At 64.6% G+C, this 15,190-nt stretch carries 17 protein-coding genes; 9 read left to right on the forward strand and 8 right to left on the reverse strand.

Going from position 1 to position 15,190, the window contains the following annotated elements; genetic code table 11:
- Positions 1 to 44: 44 nt before the first annotated feature.
- On the reverse strand, positions 45 to 1,145 hold the full coding sequence (gcvT, locus tag AB0L82_RS31060) for a glycine cleavage system aminomethyltransferase GcvT (protein ID WP_364644060.1): 1,101 nt from the start codon (positions 1,143 to 1,145) through the stop codon (positions 45 to 47).
- A gap of 114 nt (positions 1,146 to 1,259) precedes the next feature.
- Here gcvT and AB0L82_RS31065 point away from each other — a divergent pair, with 114 nt between their 5' ends.
- Genes AB0L82_RS31065 through AB0L82_RS31090 form a run of 6 tightly spaced genes read left to right on the forward strand, consistent with a single transcriptional unit; the run spans position 1,260 to position 4,183 of the window.
- Positions 1,260 to 1,580, forward strand: coding sequence for a hypothetical protein (locus AB0L82_RS31065; protein ID WP_364644063.1), 321 nt, complete (start codon positions 1,260 to 1,262; stop codon positions 1,578 to 1,580).
- A complete protein-coding gene (locus tag AB0L82_RS31070; protein ID WP_364644066.1) occupies positions 1,580 to 2,986 on the forward strand; it encodes a hypothetical protein in 1,407 nt (468 codons plus the stop codon). Before AB0L82_RS31065 ends, AB0L82_RS31070 begins: the two co-directional genes overlap by 1 nt.
- Positions 2,986 to 3,297: a hypothetical protein gene (locus AB0L82_RS31075; RefSeq protein WP_364644069.1), complete on the forward strand. Its 312-nt coding sequence runs from the start codon at positions 2,986 to 2,988 to the stop codon at positions 3,295 to 3,297. The genes AB0L82_RS31070 and AB0L82_RS31075 overlap by 1 nt, the downstream gene beginning before the upstream one ends.
- Complete coding sequence (locus tag AB0L82_RS31080; RefSeq protein WP_364644072.1) at positions 3,294 to 3,599, forward strand: hypothetical protein; 306 nt, start codon at positions 3,294 to 3,296, stop codon at positions 3,597 to 3,599. Before AB0L82_RS31075 ends, AB0L82_RS31080 begins: the two co-directional genes overlap by 4 nt.
- Positions 3,600 to 3,905, forward strand: coding sequence for a hypothetical protein (locus tag AB0L82_RS31085; RefSeq protein WP_364644075.1), 306 nt, complete (start codon positions 3,600 to 3,602; stop codon positions 3,903 to 3,905).
- Positions 3,902 to 4,183, forward strand: a complete 282-nt coding sequence (locus tag AB0L82_RS31090; RefSeq protein ID WP_364644078.1) for a hypothetical protein — start codon at positions 3,902 to 3,904, stop codon at positions 4,181 to 4,183. Before AB0L82_RS31085 ends, AB0L82_RS31090 begins: the two co-directional genes overlap by 4 nt.
- A 17-nt stretch (positions 4,184 to 4,200) precedes the next feature.
- Here the strand turns inward: AB0L82_RS31090 and AB0L82_RS31095 are convergent, their stop codons facing one another.
- The 7 genes from AB0L82_RS31095 to AB0L82_RS31125 all read right to left on the reverse strand — a co-directional run bounded on the left by AB0L82_RS31095 (position 4,201) and on the right by AB0L82_RS31125 (position 12,711).
- Complete coding sequence (locus AB0L82_RS31095; protein WP_364644081.1) at positions 4,201 to 5,181, reverse strand: exonuclease domain-containing protein; 981 nt, start codon at positions 5,179 to 5,181, stop codon at positions 4,201 to 4,203.
- Positions 5,182 to 5,183: 2 nt separating this feature from the next.
- A complete protein-coding gene (locus tag AB0L82_RS31100) occupies positions 5,184 to 5,723 on the reverse strand; it encodes a hypothetical protein (RefSeq protein WP_364644084.1) in 540 nt (179 codons plus the stop codon).
- Between the two features lie 115 nt (positions 5,724 to 5,838).
- A complete protein-coding gene (locus tag AB0L82_RS31105) occupies positions 5,839 to 6,912 on the reverse strand; it encodes an ImmA/IrrE family metallo-endopeptidase (RefSeq protein ID WP_364644087.1) in 1,074 nt (357 codons plus the stop codon).
- Positions 6,912 to 7,835 (reverse strand): hypothetical protein, encoded by a 924-nt coding sequence (locus tag AB0L82_RS31110; RefSeq protein WP_364644090.1) that lies wholly within the window; start codon positions 7,833 to 7,835, stop codon positions 6,912 to 6,914. The genes AB0L82_RS31105 and AB0L82_RS31110 overlap by 1 nt, the downstream gene beginning before the upstream one ends.
- 120 nt (positions 7,836 to 7,955) lie before the next feature.
- Entirely contained in the window at positions 7,956 to 9,395 is a 1,440-nt protein-coding gene (locus AB0L82_RS31115; RefSeq protein WP_364644093.1) for a protein kinase, read from the reverse strand.
- Positions 9,396 to 9,431: 36 nt separating this feature from the next.
- The gene (locus tag AB0L82_RS31120; protein WP_364644096.1) at positions 9,432 to 10,700 is read right to left on the reverse strand and encodes a hypothetical protein; all 1,269 of its coding nucleotides are present in this window, start codon (positions 10,698 to 10,700) and stop codon (positions 9,432 to 9,434) included.
- Positions 10,690 to 12,711 carry an N-6 DNA methylase gene (locus AB0L82_RS31125; RefSeq protein WP_364644100.1) on the reverse strand — a complete coding sequence of 674 codons (2,022 nt, stop codon included), beginning with the start codon at positions 12,709 to 12,711 and terminating at the stop codon, positions 10,690 to 10,692. Before AB0L82_RS31125 ends, AB0L82_RS31120 begins: the two co-directional genes overlap by 11 nt.
- 164 nt (positions 12,712 to 12,875) lie before the next feature.
- Here AB0L82_RS31125 and AB0L82_RS31130 point away from each other — a divergent pair, with 164 nt between their 5' ends.
- The 3 genes from AB0L82_RS31130 (at position 12,876) to AB0L82_RS31140 (ending at position 14,649) form a co-directional block, all read left to right on the forward strand.
- Positions 12,876 to 13,190 (forward strand): hypothetical protein, encoded by a 315-nt coding sequence (locus AB0L82_RS31130; RefSeq protein ID WP_364644103.1) that lies wholly within the window; start codon positions 12,876 to 12,878, stop codon positions 13,188 to 13,190.
- Between the two features lie 77 nt (positions 13,191 to 13,267).
- Entirely contained in the window at positions 13,268 to 13,885 is a 618-nt protein-coding gene (locus AB0L82_RS31135) for a DUF4352 domain-containing protein (protein ID WP_364644106.1), read from the forward strand.
- 119 nt (positions 13,886 to 14,004) lie between these two features.
- Positions 14,005 to 14,649 carry a plasmid pRiA4b ORF-3 family protein gene (locus tag AB0L82_RS31140; RefSeq protein ID WP_364644109.1) on the forward strand — a complete coding sequence of 215 codons (645 nt, stop codon included), beginning with the start codon at positions 14,005 to 14,007 and terminating at the stop codon, positions 14,647 to 14,649.
- Positions 14,650 to 15,190 lie beyond the last annotated feature (541 nt).

Raw genomic sequence — 15,190 nt, forward strand, 5'->3', positions numbered from 1 at the left:
TCGATCCCTGTGCGGCGCGGTGAGCCGCACAGGGATCGATGTGATCAGGCGGTGTGCGGCTCCACGAAGGGCGGGCGGATGACCTCGCACTTGAGGCGGCGGCCGCGCACGTCGACCTCGACCTCATCGCCGGGCTCGAGCTTGGCGGCGGTGTCGAGCAGGGCGAGGGCGATGCCGACCTTGAGGGTGGGCGAGAAAGTGCCGGAGGTGGTTTCGCCGACCTGCTCGTCACCGCGCATCACGGCCTGGCCCTGGCGCAATACGCCGCGGTCGAGTGCCTTGAGGCCCAGCAGGATTCGCTTGGGTCCGTCGGCCTTCTCCTGCTCCAGAGCTGCCTTGCCCCAGAATTCCGGCTTCTTCCAGCCCACGGCCCAGCCGGTGCGCGCCTGGAGCGGCGAAATGTCAACGGAGAGTTCATGTCCGTGCAGCGGGTAGCCCATCTCGGTACGCAGCGTGTCACGCGCGCCGAGCCCGGCAGCCTGACCGCCAGCGGCCTGGACCTGAGTTACCAGCGCGCGGAAAACCGCTTCGGCGTCGTCCCATTTCGGCAGCAACTCGTACCCGTGCTCGCCGGTGTACCCGGTCCGGCACACCCGCACCGGGCGGCCTTCCCACTCGGCGTCGGCGTACGCCATGTATTCCATATCGGTCGGCAACCCAAGCGCCGCAAGCACTTCCGCCGACTTCGGCCCCTGCACCGCGAACACCGCGTACCCGCGATGCTCATCGGTGACGCTGACCCCTTCGGGCGCCTGCTTCTTCAATTCGGCGACTACCGCAGCGGTATTGGCCGCATTGGGCACCAGGAAGATCTCATCATCGCTGACGTAGTAGGCAATCAGATCGTCGATCACGCCGCCCTCGGGCGTGCAGCACAGCGTGTACTGCGCTTTCCCCGGCCGAATCCGATTCAGGTCATTGCTCAACGCCGAATTCACGAACGCCGCCGCCCCCGCCCCCGCAACGGTGGCCTTGCCGAGGTGGCTGACATCGAACAGCCCGACCGCGGTCCGAACCGAGGTGTGCTCCCCCACGGTCCCCGCGTACGACACCGGCATCTCCCACCCCCCGAACGGCGCGAACGTCGCCCCGAGCTCAACGTGGACGTTGTGGATGGGCCCCTGCAACAGCTTCTCGTCGGTCACGCACTGGAGTTTATCCGCCGCTGACCCGTTGGTTGTGATCCGGGCAATTCCCGACAGACCGGTCATAGCAACCTGCGATAGAGTCTGCCGGAAGTTTGCAGTTGAGGGAGCACCATGCCATTCGAAGTCAACCCCGACGGCCTCCGCGCCGCCGCGGGCGCACTTGCCCTGCTCCCCGGCGATATAGACCGCGCTCCCCACCTGGGTGCCGAGCCGGTTGCCACAAAGATGCCAGGCTCAGCGGTAGGAGCCGCCCTATCGCAATCCGACAACCTGAGCCGCAAAGCCAAAGACCTCCTGAAGGCCCGCTTCAACGAATTCTCCGCCACCCTCGTCGTAGCCGCCGACACCTACCGAGGCACGGACACCGACGCCGCCACCCGCATCGCCGCCCTCACCGACATCAACTCGGGCGACCCCCACGCAGGCCGCTGATGCCCACCCCACTCCAAGTCCTGACCTGGGACGTGTCCGGCTACGCCACCACGGCAACGAACGCGACCCAAATCGCCGACGCGATAGTCAAAGCCTCCGGCACCATGCACGCCACCATCCACGACCTCCTCTGGCAGGGCGCAGCCCGCCACTCCGCCGACGCCAAAGCCGACGCCGAACAAACCCAAATGCGCGCCATCGCCACCGCCTACGACGACCTGGCAACGGCTTGCGCCGGAGCGGCAAACGCCATGTCCGACCCGATCGCAACCATCAAATCGATCATCCTCAACTACGTCCACCCACCGGTGTCGATTGGTGACGACTGGTCCATCGAGGGCGTGGAGGACTGGAATTCCGAAGCGGGCGTGCAACTTTCCCGCCTGGCGGGCCTGGCCTCCACCCTCTTCGCCGCCGATGCCGAATGGGGCGCAAAGATCGCCGCCGCTAACGGCGAACTCGAAGCCATGGCCCCGGCAGCCGCCTTGGCCGCAGCGAACGCCGTCATCCAAGCCGACAAAACGAGCGACCCCCGAGCCGATCCGGAACGAATCCAAACATCGGCGGCGGCATTCCAGCAGGTCTTCGCGCGACTGCCAACCAGCCCTGCGGACTGGTCCACCGCTGAGGCGCTCAACCCCAAGAGCTACGACCCGAAGTATCAGGGCGTGGGCCCCGAGATCCGGGTGGCTCGCATCGATCCGGTGAGAGGCCAGGGTGTCGTGCGGACCGGGCAATTCATCGAACAGCGCGATGTCACCTCGACCCCGAAGGGCGTCAACCCGTTCCCGCGCGACCGCGGCGACAATCGCTCCGCCGACCCCAATTTCGATCCCGAACACACCCGTGTGACCGCATATATCGACTACGAAAACGGCATCGTGGTGATGCGCCAGAACCCTTCGGTCGAACAGAACAGCGACGGAACTCCCGGCGATGTGAAGGTCGCGGCCCCGGACGGCCGAGTGTGGCAGAACCCCGACGGTTCGGTGCGCGTGCAATACGATGCCGCGAACCCCTTCGCACCGGGCGTGGCGAAAGACCATTCAGTACTTGGCGACCATACGATCACCGTCAACGGCGATCTGGTCTTCACTCCGGGAGCCAATGGCGTTCAGGTCAATGGAACCCGAACCGACTACCCGTCGCTGGAGGTCTATCAGGACCGGCCGAATGGACAGACCAGCACGCTGGCCATCGATTCGGCCGTAACCGGCAGATCCTGGGGTCCGGCGGTGAACCTGCCGTTCCATCACGACATCGGTTCCGGCGCAAAGGCTTTCTCGGATTTCTACGACTGGAATCCCGTGTCCGACACGAAGACCGCGGTCAGACCGTCTGTGCAGCTCGGCCCGACCACCGCACCACCGTACGTCCCGGTACCAGTACCCAAAGGAATGATCTGATGTCGATGGGATCGACAGTGCAGGAGCGATATTGGAAAGTCGCGACCCTGAGCGTCGCGGCGCTTCTCGTCGTGCAGTCGGTGGTATTCGCGGTGACCGCCGCGATCATCGATCTGGACGGGCCCGATCTCCCGCTGCGCGCCTTCCTGATTACGACCGGCGTCAGCGCGCTCGCCACGATCCCGCTGCTCCGAAGAGGGCTCGGCGAACAGAAACCTCTCGCCCTAGCCGCAGTCGTTACCGCCGGAATCTGGCTTATCGCAACACTTTTCGAAATACTGCTGTACAGCGGAGCGGGGATCGTGTGGTGACCGAATTCAACGATCATCGGCAATTCCCGCCCGCTCGCGAACCTCGATTCAGTCAGACGTCATTCGTCAGCGCGTCGATCGGCGGATTCCTGAATGTCACGTCCCTGTTCACGCTGAACTTCGCCTACTTCTTCCTCGTGCTCTTCTTCCTGGTAGAGCTTGTGATCATCGCGGTGCTTCACCGCATCGGTGGACGGGCACGACAGGTCGGAATTGGCCTTGCGGTCACATTACTCAGCGCTCTCGCAGTCATTGTGTTGATGCTGTGCACCGTTTGGCTTCGAGACCACTGGCTTCGGTAGATGACGTGGCCTACCCGAATCCAGAATTTCGCGTCCGATAGCGCCTTCTGGCGATCGGCGACCATCACCCTCCCACTGGCCATCGCCGGGGAGGCGGCATTGTTCGCGGCCGTCGTTGCCGCGATTACCAACTCCGATCCCCAGGCTGATCCGTCACGGCACCTGCTCTTCTCGATCGGGACGGCAATTACGGTTCTCGCTGTAACCCTGCTCTGGCGCAGGCGAACGTCCACGGCACAGGGTGCGGCACTCGGTGTGGCGACCGCTGGCGCGTTCCTGCTTCTGTTCTGGGTGGTGACCCTGTGACTGAACCGCTGCGCCGCTACCTCGCACCGGAGCCGTTCGGCCCGGAGAGTTTCGCCTCGGCCATCCTCGGATTCCTCTGTATAGCTTTGCCGTTCATCGGCTGGGTTCCGAACGACGCCGTATGGTGCCTTTTCGCACCAGGCGTCGCCGGTGCGGCGCTCATCTTCTTTCCCGGTAGCGGTCGGCGCATCGGAATCGGCCTGCTTGCCGCATTCCTCGGGTTCTTCTTGATCGCGCTGGCTTTTCTCGCGGGTCTCGCCGTCGGTCATCTCTTCTGACAGTTGACCGTTGAAGGTCAGGACATCGTCACTGTCGGTTTGAGGGTGGCGAGGAAGAGCTGTTCGTCGAGGACCGCGATCTGCTGACCTTGGGCCCGGAGATAGGCCGCGCGGTGCGCCTTGGTGGTGGTGAAGGCGGAGGCGTCGGTGCCGATGAAGCCGTCGCCGATCACCAGGCAGGTGGTGCGTTTGGTGACGTTCTTGGCGGGGGTGGCGCCGCAGGCGGCGATGATGTTCCACGCTTCCTGGCGGGTGAGGGTGGTGAGATCGCCTGTGAAGACGATGGTTTGGCCGTACAGGGGGTGGGTGGGGTCGGTGCCGGTTATCTCCGGCATCACCAGTTCTTCGCGGGCGAAGAAGGATCGGCGGGGGCGAGGGGTTTCGGTGCGGAGAGTCTCGGAGCGGCGGGCTTCCGCCCGGCGCGCGGTGGCGCGGGGGCGGTAGGGGCGATCATTTCCGAGACGTTCGAGATCGCCGAGGGAATCGATTCCGGTGCGGGCGGCCAGGGCCAGGACGATGTCTGCGGCGGCGGTCGCATCGGCCGCTGCGTCGTGGTGGGTCAGTAGCGAGATGTCCAGTGCGTCGGCGACATCGGGGAGGCGGTAGCTGTCCAGGTCGAGGTGGCGTCGGGACATTGCCAAGCTGCAACTGAAATCCCAACTCGGGGAGTCGATTCCGCTGTGGCGGCAGGCTTCGCGAATGGCTCCGCTGTCGAAGCCCGCATTGTGGGCGACCAGCGGGAGGTCGGCAACCACGTCGAGCACCTCCGGGAATCGCGCGGCGAAGACCGGTTGGTCCGCAACCATTCCGGCTGAGATTCCGTGTACGCGAATGTTGTGGTGGGAGAAGAAATCCACCGACCGAGGTGGTCGGCACAGCCAGGAATGCGTGGCCAGCCGCACACCTTCGCGAACGATCGCCACGCCGACAGCGCAAATGCTGCCGCGCGACGAGTTCGCCGTCTCGACGTCGATTGCCGCGAACGACAGTCCCGCCATCGTCACCGCACCACGAGCGGCAACGGACGCGCGGCAGGACCGCCGTGCTCGGCGAGGAAAGCTCTTGCCACCCGCAATGATTCGAAATCCGCCCAAGCATCGGCCAAATCAGCGATTCCGCGCGCCAAAATCAGTGCCTCCCTCACGGTTTCATCCATCCCGTACAAGAACTGCCGCGCGTGCACCGGGTGCACCAACTCCGGCCATTCCGGCCGGATCAACTTATTCCCTTGTGTCTCTTGATATTCGGTGAAGAGCTCGTCCACCGCATCGACCTCGGCACGCGCGGCCGCCACCGTCACATCGAGGTCCACCACACCCCCGGTCACCACACCCTCGGCAACCTCATCGCACCACACGGCGTCATACCCGCCGGTGAGCGTAGCGATCGCCGCGCCCTCATCTTCCCCGACAACCCAAGCGCCCGATAGCCGCGAAAGCCCCATGGCCCGACCAACATTCACATGCCAAACAACCAACCGGTCTCCCACCTTGTCGAGCACCACCACAAGGGACAAAACGGTCTGAGTCGCACTGGTCATGACGCTCCGAGGTCGCTGCGGATGCTCTGCATCCGACACCATAGGACATGGGTCCGACAGGTCATCGAGGGCTATTTCAAAAGTGTTCGAGATCAACAGATTCCGACCGGTGGGTTCAGGGCGACTCACCTTTCATGTGCGACCATTCCGCCATCGAGACCACCCGATCGGCATAGCTGGAGTCATCACGCAACGATGGCGTTTCTACATGCCGCGCAACCGGATAGCGCCCGGTGATGGTCCGAAAATCCGCGTCCGATACCCGGCACTCCTCGATCAACTGGTGGCTGTCGACCCCGATCTCGTCGAGTAGCTCTAGGGCACGCGGCAACAATGACGGCTGCTCAATCACAGGCGCGACCACCGTACCGACCTCCCCATCAACCAGTCGCGCGCCGCCAGCACCGCCCGTCGCGAATGAGTCCCCCGTCTGCGCACTTGGCAATAGAAACTCCGCCGCGAAGCGGTCCGCCTGGAGTTCAGCCACCCGATGACCTGGTTCAGCATCACAATGCATGACCAGATGCCCCAACTCGTGTGCGACATCGAATCGCTGACGGTGGGGATCATCCACATTCGGATCGAGCACCACAATCGGCCGGTGCGCACCCTCGAACGAGTAGGCCGCAACCGCCGCCGTTCGAGCCGAGCCGAAAACGACAAGCACACCATGGTTCTCGACCAAGCGAACAACATGACGTATCGGCGCAGTACCGAGACCCCACGCCTCGCGTACAGAGCGAGCAGCACGTTCAGGCGCGGCACTGTCCAAATCGTCGATGGCGACCGTTATCCGCGGAACCTCGACCCGAGGGAACTCCACCCGACTCTCCAGGGTCGAAGTCACCTCGGCCGCGAGTCGTCCGTACGCGAACGCTTGATCACGGTCCAACTGCGTGGTGGACCGGAGCGATCTGAAATGCGGTGTCGTACTGAGTATCGGGTCCGGGCGCATCATCAGGAATTCCGCCGGAATCGCCAGGCCGAGCGCCAGCTCGGCCACCGCGGACGCCGGCGGACGCGCCATCCCGGATTCCCAGGCGGACACCTCGCTCACACTCCGAGCAAGTGATTCCGCGAGTTCACTCTTACGCATTCCCGACAAATGCCGCGCCAATGTCAGCCTGGCACCGTCGAAAAAGGCCGAAACCTCCATTGCCCTTTCGACGTTCGGCGTACGTACGGTCACTATCCAGCAGTACCACGCTCGGTTCTCTGGTCAGCTACCGGCCCGCGCAAACGCACCGGAGCATCGGGGACGGGATCCGGGCCGATCGGCGGCGGACCACTCGGCCCGGCCACGGCTTTGTCCGGCGGATCGAGCAGATTGTGTTGCCACACCCAGGCATCACCGCCGCCGAGGTTGAATTGCGGACGGCCGATGACCAGTTCATGCTCGCCGGTGAATCGATTGAGACTGTGTGCGACAACGAAAGTCGGCAGATCCAGCTCCCGCTCCGCCAATGCGGCGGAGACCGCCGCCAACCCGTCGATCTCGTCGGGAGCGAAGGGATCGAAGAGCGACTGTTGACCGGAATCGGGATCGGATTGTCGCGCCACCCCCTGTTTCGTCCGGCTCTTCTGCGGCCATGGAATATGGTTGATCTGCCCGAACTTGATGGAGGCCAACAGGAATCGACGCTTCCCATGGACCCATCCGGGGCTTCCATTCAGACCGTCGCGAGCAACCAGGTCGATATCCAGTTCGGGCATATCACCGAGGTCAGGAATAGCCGAGTCGGGAGTTTCCTCGACCCCAGCGCTGCCCGCTCCGGCGCCGAAGCGCTCACAGCTGAAAACTCGGTCCAGCCGATCACGCAGCAACGTGTATCTGGTTGTGCCCACCCAGGTTTCGTCGAGACCCGCGCGCGCCGCGTACATTTCCATCGTCGCTGCGATAGCGGACCGATAGGCCCATCGAATCCCGGCAGATACGCCATCTTGCTCGAAGGCCGACACGACCTCCTGCTTCTCGGTCATCCCCGCTCCAACCTGAGCTCGTCGGCGCTCGAACTCGTGGCCGCCGACTGCCTGATCGTCGAATGAACTGGGCCGCGTTGCCCTCAACCAGCAACGCTCAGAAGATCGATTCGCCAACGCCGCCCATCGCACCCCCTGCGATCGTGCTGTCAGTCAAGTATGCGTCGCAGAGCGGCTGCGATGACACAAATTCCGGCGGGAATGTGAAACGCTCACACAGTCACAGGAGAACGACTAGTCGGTTCTCTGTGGTCAGTTGGCCCTGATATGACCGATCTGCGCGGCCAATTCGATGACGCGCCTGTCTTGTTCGCCATAGCGGACGGCCATCTGGCTGTGCAGTCGCTTGAGGCGGGTGAGAGCGGCTTTGACGTCGCCGGTGTGGACGTGGCAGGCCGCGAGGCGGCGCTGGCAGTACATGACGTGGTCGTCGTAGGGGCCGCGTTCGGCGGTCAGGTCGTCGATGAGTTCGCGGTAAAGGTCTGCGGCACCGGCATAGTCGACGCTTTCGAAGCGCAGGTCCGCCAGTCGCAGGCGGGCTTCGACGACATCGGCGTCGCGGGAGCCGAATCGAGGCAGGGCTTTGTCCACCACGGTTTGCAATTCGTGCACCGCGGGGTCGTAGCGTGAGTCGTCGGCGAAATCGCGGGCGCGGCGCATGGCGCGTTGCAGATCGCCGCGGCTGAAATCGGTGGGAACCGGTGTGGGAGGGACGGTTGGCGGCTTCTCCGGCAAGTTGCGCAATACGCGCGTAGGAGACACAACCCTCTGAGCGGTCCGCGATGAGCCGCCGGCTGCGACGGCACGCGCGTACATGTGCGCTGGGCTGAGCGGGTCACTGACCTCGGACAGAGACCCGACTCCCGTCGCATAGCGCAGCAGCACCGAGTGCACCGTCGCCGCGTCATCCGGTCGTTGGTCCGGCGATTTAGCCAGCATCGCCATGATCAACCGCGCCAGTTCGACGGGGACTTCCGGCCGCTCATAACGGATATCGGGCGGTGTCCGATGAACCTGGTTCTGCCACACCACATATGGGGAGCTACCCGTCATAACCCGGTCGCCCGTGAGCAATTCGTGCAGCACCAGCCCCAACGCATACAGATCCGTCTGCGGCACAACGGTTCCGCCTTCAACCTGCTCCGGAGCCATGAAAGCCGGTGTGCCCAAGGTATGTCCGGTGCTGGTGTACCGAGTCTTGTCCGCGTCGAGCGATACCGCGAGCCCGAAATCGAGCACCTTCACGGTCCCGTCATCACACAGCATGAGATTCGACGGCTTCAAATCCCGGTGGTAGATGCGATTCCGATGCGTGGCGGCAAGCACCGCCGCCGCCTGCGACCCCAGCGATGCGACCACCCCGACCGGCAGCGGACCGCGCCGATCGAGCAGGTCATCGAAGGTTACGCCCTTGACGAATTCCATTACGAGATAAGGCCGTTCGGGCGTCCCCGGCTCGATCCCCGCGTCGTGGATCATCGGCAGTCCCGGATGCCGCATCTGCGCCATGAACTCCGCTTCCCGGAAGAAGCGTTTGGTCCAATCCGGATCCTTGTCCAGGCTCGGATGCGTGAACTTCACGGCGATCTGCCGCCGCAGGTGGCGGTCGAAGCCGTCGTAGACCTGCCCCATGCCGCCCGCGCCGATCTCATTGATCAGCTCGTACCGGCCGCCGACGACCTGCGGTTGCACCGCACCTACCTCCGTGAATTCAGGAAAACCGACACGCTACTCGTCACCGCTGCCATCTGGAACGTGGGCCTGCGACGAGACGGCGTGATCCGGGGGCCGCAACATGCCCTGCGCGAGGCCGCGAAATCCGGTGCGGACCAGGCGCTCCATGGTCGAACGTTGCTGCTGCCAGGCGGTTTCCAGCTCAGTCAGCTGTTCGAAGGCGGCACCGTAGCGGCGCTGCTCGGCGAGCGGGATTCTGGGCACCGCGACCTGGTAGAGGTCGACGTGATTGCCGTCCGCGGCGTCCACGGCGGCGCGCAGGACTCCGGCGAGGAAATTCGGATCGACGGCCTTGGCATTGGTGCGCACCAGCTGGATGCCGGAGCCGAGTAGCGCACCGTCGTCAACGCAGACGCGGACGGCGGGTTCGGTGCTGATCACCACGGCCACATCACCTTTGCGGACGGTGATCGCGCCGCTGGCATCCGTGTTCCCCCAGCGTGAGGCAGGGCGACCCAGGCGAACATCCTTCGCCGAGAGCAAAGGCGTCTCGCCGTATTCCGAGGCGACGGTCGGTGGTGCTTCAAAACAGGTCACGGCCTCCGCGTCGACCAGTTCCTCCAGCGAAATCGCGCTGTGCTCAGCACTATTCGACTCCAGCGACGGCGGCTCCCAAATCCGCTGTCCCACCAGTGCGGTGCGCAGCGCGGAGTACTCCGCCGACGGATCACCCATCAGATTGCGCGGAGCCAGATCGATTCGATCATCGAGCAGGTCGACCACTCGCACCGCGTAGGGCGCGGCGTCAGGGTGCGCCGGGTCCGATTCGAAACCGCGCCAGGCATTCGAGGCGAGCCCGGGCTCACCGAGCGCATCCATCAGCAGCACATGGCTCGGAGGTGTCTCACTCTGCCGAAGCAGCCACAGATCCGGCGCATCGGGCAATCCGGAGATGATGCCGCGCAGCACTCCATTGCGCAGCAGCATGTTTCGCAGCGCACGCGAGTCGGGTCCGGTCGCCGCGCTCGACGGCATGGCCACGGCGACCAACCCGCCCGCTTCGGCATGCCCAAGGCATTCCCGCAGCCACACCGCCGCCCGTTCGACCGTGGCCCAGCGCGCACGCCCGAAGTTCGCCGGATCATGGACGACGGCATCGAATTCGTGTTCCGCGAACGAGCGATAGCCCGGATGAGCGGCGATATCCCCCGTCACGGCCTGCCTCCCCACGCGTTTACCGCCCGCACTCCCATTGCGGTCCTCGGCAACCGTAGCAGCGCTCGGCAGCGAGTAGCGGATGTACGCCCCTGCATTAGTTCTCATCCTTCTCATCCGGTGCGAGCGCTCCGGCGGTGAGCCCGGTGGTCACCAATTCCGCGACGCTCTCCGCGGCGTAGGTGGCTCGGCGGGCCGCGCCGCGCAGTAGGAACAGGTGGCGGAAGGTTTCGCCGTAGCGTTGCTGCTCGGCGAGGCTGAGTACTGGCACACGCAGGCGGCTCGGGTCGAATCTGATCGTGGATGTCCTGGTGGCGGAGACGTTTTCCGCGCCGGTGAGGAAGCCCGCGAGAAACCAGGGGTCGAGCCGATCCCGGTCGGCTCGCAATAGGTGCACGTGTGGACCGCGGATTGCCCCCGCGTCCTCAGGACCGGCGACGCGCGCACTGCGACCGCCGGTTCGATCGCTTCTGACGGCTGGGATCAGCACATCACCGGTTCGGATTTCCACCTCGGTCTCCGGAGCGGAGTTGCTGAAGCTACCCGAGGCCGGGCTGCCGGTGGCGACATCGGGAGCCGTGAGGATGGCGCGAGAGTCATCCGCTTGTCGGCCGGTGCTCGGCGGTGAGGCTCGAATCCATTCCAGCTGGCCGTAATTCACCAGGTCGGCGATGGAGACGAAGCGCCAGGACTTGGCTGTGGTGCCGGACCAGCCGCCGAGTGCGGCCGTCACCTCGGCCAGTTCGGCTGCCACGCTGGAGAGTCGGCGAATCGCGTCATCGACCTGATCGGAAACGGTGTCCGAGTCCAGTGACGAGCGAACATATCGCGCCGGGGTCAGATCGACTTCGTCGTCCAGGACCTCGACCAGGCGCACGGTGGCGGCGAGGCCAGAAACTGTTGCGGTACTTGAGTTCTCGCCGTCGAAGGCTCGCCATGCTTTCAGCGTCGACTCGGTGACGGATTCCCAGTCGATGCCTTCTGCGGCCGCCGGCAGTGCCGTCGTATCGACGAAAAGCATTGTTTCCGAAGCGGTCTCACCCGGCTGCACCGGCCGCAGCACCCAGATCTGCAAACCCACATGCCACGGTTGTGCCGCGCCCGGCACGAGTCCTATGACCGCGCGCAGCGCGCCCTTGCGCACCAGGCCCGCGCGAATCTTGCGGCCGGAGGGGCGGGTCGCCACCGCAGGTGGGAGTAGCAGCAGGGCGGTGCCGCCGGGTCGCAGGTGCGCTATGGCGTGCTGCACCCAGGCCAGCTCCGGCTCACCGCGCGGGGGTGTGCCGTAATCCCAGCGAGTGTCGAAGGCGAGCTCACCGGAGCCCCAATCACGTTGTCCATAGGGAGGATTGCAGACCACAGCGTCGACGCGCAGATCCTCGAACGCATCGGCGGTGAGGGAATCGCCCTCGCGTACAACGGGTTCGAGATCGGCCTCGGCTTCCAGTAGCAAGCGAGTGCGCTCAACCTGCACGGACAGCGCGTCCTGACCGTAAAGCTCGACCGCGCCGAGACCGGCCGTCGCCAACAGGAGCGACCCGCTCCCGCAAGCCGGGTCGAGCACGCTCCGCAATTCCGGCGCGGAGGGTGAATCCAGCAGGGCCGCCATCAGTTTCGCGACCGGTTCCGGCGTGATGTACACACCCGTCGCCGCGGTGTCCTCCAGCGCACGCTCCGCGAGAACGTCCAGGGCGGCGCGATTCCCGTCCGCGGTGGCCGCGCGTTCCAGCAACTGCAGCAGTTCGGCGACGCTGCCACTGTTTACATCCGTCTCGCTGTGTACATCGATCCGACTGTGTACATCGGCTCGCTTGTCGGCGCTCCACGTCCCCTTCGAGGCCCGAAGCCCCGCCATCAACCGAGAGAGGGCATCCGGCGTGGTGTGCGACCGCACCAGCGTCCGCAACTCGGTCACCGGCGACTCGGAAACCTCAACCCCGTGCTCAGCCAGCCATTCCTGCACTTCCCGCAGGTCGAACTGCGGCCGAGCCTCACTACTCCCGGCAATCGGCTTGGGAAAGTCGTCATGCCGCCGACGCCAGTTGCTCACCGTGGCACGCGTGACATCGGCCAACCGCGAAATCTCCGCGGCACTGACCGCTGAAGCGGGCTTCGACATACCCCTCCTCTCGTAAACGTTCCCCCAGACTGCTGGACGCATGAGCAAAAATCAATCACAGATTTCGTGTTGACAATGTTTTCACTGTCTCTTACGGTTTTGCATCAGCGGGACAGAGCCGAAACCGGCCACCCGATCTCCAACCCCTGAATGAAGGAAAACCCATGCGCCGCAACGCCATCACCCTCCTCGCCGCCACCGCCATCACCACCCTCGCCATGGGTGGCACCGCCAACGCCGCCGCCACCCAGCTCCACGAGGGCCAGCAGGTCGTGGGCCAGGACGTCCAGCCCGGCACCTACCGCACCGACGGCCCCCGCGACCAGGACTACGGCTCCTGCTTCATCACCTGGCTGCCGTACAAGGGCGCGAAGTCGTCCGAACTGATCGACATCCAGTCGTACACCGGGGCTTCCTTCGTGAAGCTCAACGCCGGCGACGTGATCGACGTCAGCGGCTGCAACTGGGTCGCCGAGTAACCACTCCGCTTCCACCCCAACGCAATCGGTCCCCGGTCGACGACCGGGGACCTCCCGAACCTGCCCAAAGGAACCTCATGTCCCACCCGAATCAGCCCTACCCCGGCCAGCTTCCCCCGCAGGGCTACCCCCAGTACCAGCAGCCCGCCCCGCCACCCAAGAAATCCCACACGCTCCGCACCATCCTGATCGTCCTCGCAGCGATCGTCGCGGTCTGCGGCATCGGCGGCGCGCTGATGACCAAAGGCTCGTCGTCTTCCTCCTCATCCACCCCGGGCGCTGACCCCAATAAGCCTCTCCCCGGCCTGAACACCCCCGTCCGCGACGGCAAATTCGAGTTCGTGGTCACCGAAGTCCAGTCCGGCGTAAAGACGGTGGGCGACAACCAATTCCTCCAGAAGACGGCCCAGGGCTCCTACACCATCATCTCCATAACCATCACCAACACCTCCGACAAGCCCCAATCCTTCTCCCCCACAGACCAATACGTCTACGATGCCAAAAACCGCAAATTCAGCAACGACACCGCCGCCGCCATCAACCTCCAGTCCGACACCAGCCTCTACGCCAGCGTCAACCCCGGCAACAAGATCACCGCCCAGGTCGTCTACGACCTCCCCGCCGACTCGGTCCCCGACCACATCGTCCTGCACGACTCGATGTTCAGCGGCGGCACCACGGTCTCCCTGAAGTAGCACTGGTTATCCGAAACCTCCAGCCCCCGCTGGGGGTTTCGACGCATCTGTCCCGGTACACCCCGACCTCATTCGTCATCGCGGGACACCGCGGGCACCACATCAACTAATCTCGCCCCGTGGCCGACACACAGCCATCCCACCGCCGACCGCGCCGCAAAAAGCCGGTCACCTTCCGCCTGCGCGCCACAATCGCCGGCACCGACCCACCCCTCTACCGCTGGCTCGACGTCTCCTCCGAACTCTTCCTCCACGACCTCCACGAGGTACTGGGCGTATCCTTCGGCTGGGTAGACCGCGCCCACCACGAATTCCGTTGCGGCCCAAGCATCGACACCCCCACCGCCCGCTACATCTCCCCCGAAGCGGTAGCCGCAGGCGACCCCGCCACCCCCGAAAACCAGGTCTGCCTCGACGAACTCCTCACCACCCCCGGCGACACCCTCTACTACCTCTACGACTTCGTCGACCCCTGGCCCCACCACCTGGTCCTCACCGAACTCCTCCCCCGCACCGCCAAAACACCCCATGCCCGCTGCGCAGGCGGCATGCGCGACTGCCCTGCCAACGCCTCTGGCGGCATCCCCCGATACGAATACTCTTCCCGCAGATCAATCTGGAACGACGAGGACGATTCCTTCGACCACATCACCCCGGAAGCCATCACCTCCGACTCTTACGAGGCGAAACCCAGCCCGTTCGTCATCGAAGAGATCAACTGGCACCTGAACAGCGTGTTCGGATATGGGAGGAACGGGAAGTAGCGCCGAACGCCGTCTTGGCTCAATCGAGTCGAGTCAGCAAAAGTGCATCGTCCTGGCGTTAAGTGGCCGTGGCGATCGTTGTAGGGATTTCTTCCGACCGCTGGTCCTCCAAGAATGCGAGAGCAGGAGAGATCTGCGGCGATAGCGGCTGCGTGCCAAGCAGATTCGGCCGCATACAGCTGATCCCTGTGACCGGTCGGCCATGCCGCGCAAATGAGGTCCCCGATGAAGGACCAGCCGAAGGGGTTCTGGGATTCCGGCGACCGGCGCGGAAGGCACTACGTCTACCAGACATGACGTAGGCAGCAACTGCGGTGGGGCGGCGCTGCCTCGTCATGGTGAGCGGCCGCCTCGGCCACAGCGTGGTTGTGCACAGCGACAGCAATCAGGTCGGGGGTAGGGTCGCACGCGGTGACCAGGTCCGCAGAAGCCGTCAGGGCCAGAGCAGCGACCTTGTCGTACGCGGTTGCCCACTCCTGACCGACACTATCGCTGCCCGCTATTCCCGCATCGGCGCTCAGCGCCCGCGTCGAACTGGTAT

The organism is Nocardia sp. NPDC052001 (genome assembly GCF_040680615.1).
In the GTDB taxonomy this organism is placed as follows: domain Bacteria; phylum Actinomycetota; class Actinomycetes; order Mycobacteriales; family Mycobacteriaceae; genus Nocardia.

Excerpts from the sequence above, each read along its gene's own strand:
- AB0L82_RS31120 (WP_364644096.1), bottom strand. The coding sequence starts at position 10,700 with ATGAGAACTAATGCAGGGGCGTACATCCGCTACTCGCTGCCGAGCGCT.
- AB0L82_RS31130 (WP_364644103.1), top strand. The coding sequence starts at position 12,876 with ATGCGCCGCAACGCCATCACCCTCCTCGCCGCCACCGCCATCACCACC.
- AB0L82_RS31070 (WP_364644066.1), top strand. The coding sequence starts at position 1,580 with ATGCCCACCCCACTCCAAGTCCTGACCTGGGACGTGTCCGGCTACGCC.
- AB0L82_RS31085 (WP_364644075.1), top strand. The coding sequence starts at position 3,600 with ATGACGTGGCCTACCCGAATCCAGAATTTCGCGTCCGATAGCGCCTTC.
- AB0L82_RS31135 (WP_364644106.1), top strand. The coding sequence starts at position 13,268 with ATGTCCCACCCGAATCAGCCCTACCCCGGCCAGCTTCCCCCGCAGGGC.
- AB0L82_RS31095 (WP_364644081.1), bottom strand. The coding sequence starts at position 5,181 with ATGGCGGGACTGTCGTTCGCGGCAATCGACGTCGAGACGGCGAACTCG.
- AB0L82_RS31065 (WP_364644063.1), top strand. The coding sequence starts at position 1,260 with ATGCCATTCGAAGTCAACCCCGACGGCCTCCGCGCCGCCGCGGGCGCA.
- AB0L82_RS31100 (WP_364644084.1), bottom strand. The coding sequence starts at position 5,723 with ATGACCAGTGCGACTCAGACCGTTTTGTCCCTTGTGGTGGTGCTCGAC.
- AB0L82_RS31075 (WP_364644069.1), top strand. The coding sequence starts at position 2,986 with ATGTCGATGGGATCGACAGTGCAGGAGCGATATTGGAAAGTCGCGACC.
- AB0L82_RS31125 (WP_364644100.1), bottom strand. The coding sequence starts at position 12,711 with ATGTCGAAGCCCGCTTCAGCGGTCAGTGCCGCGGAGATTTCGCGGTTG.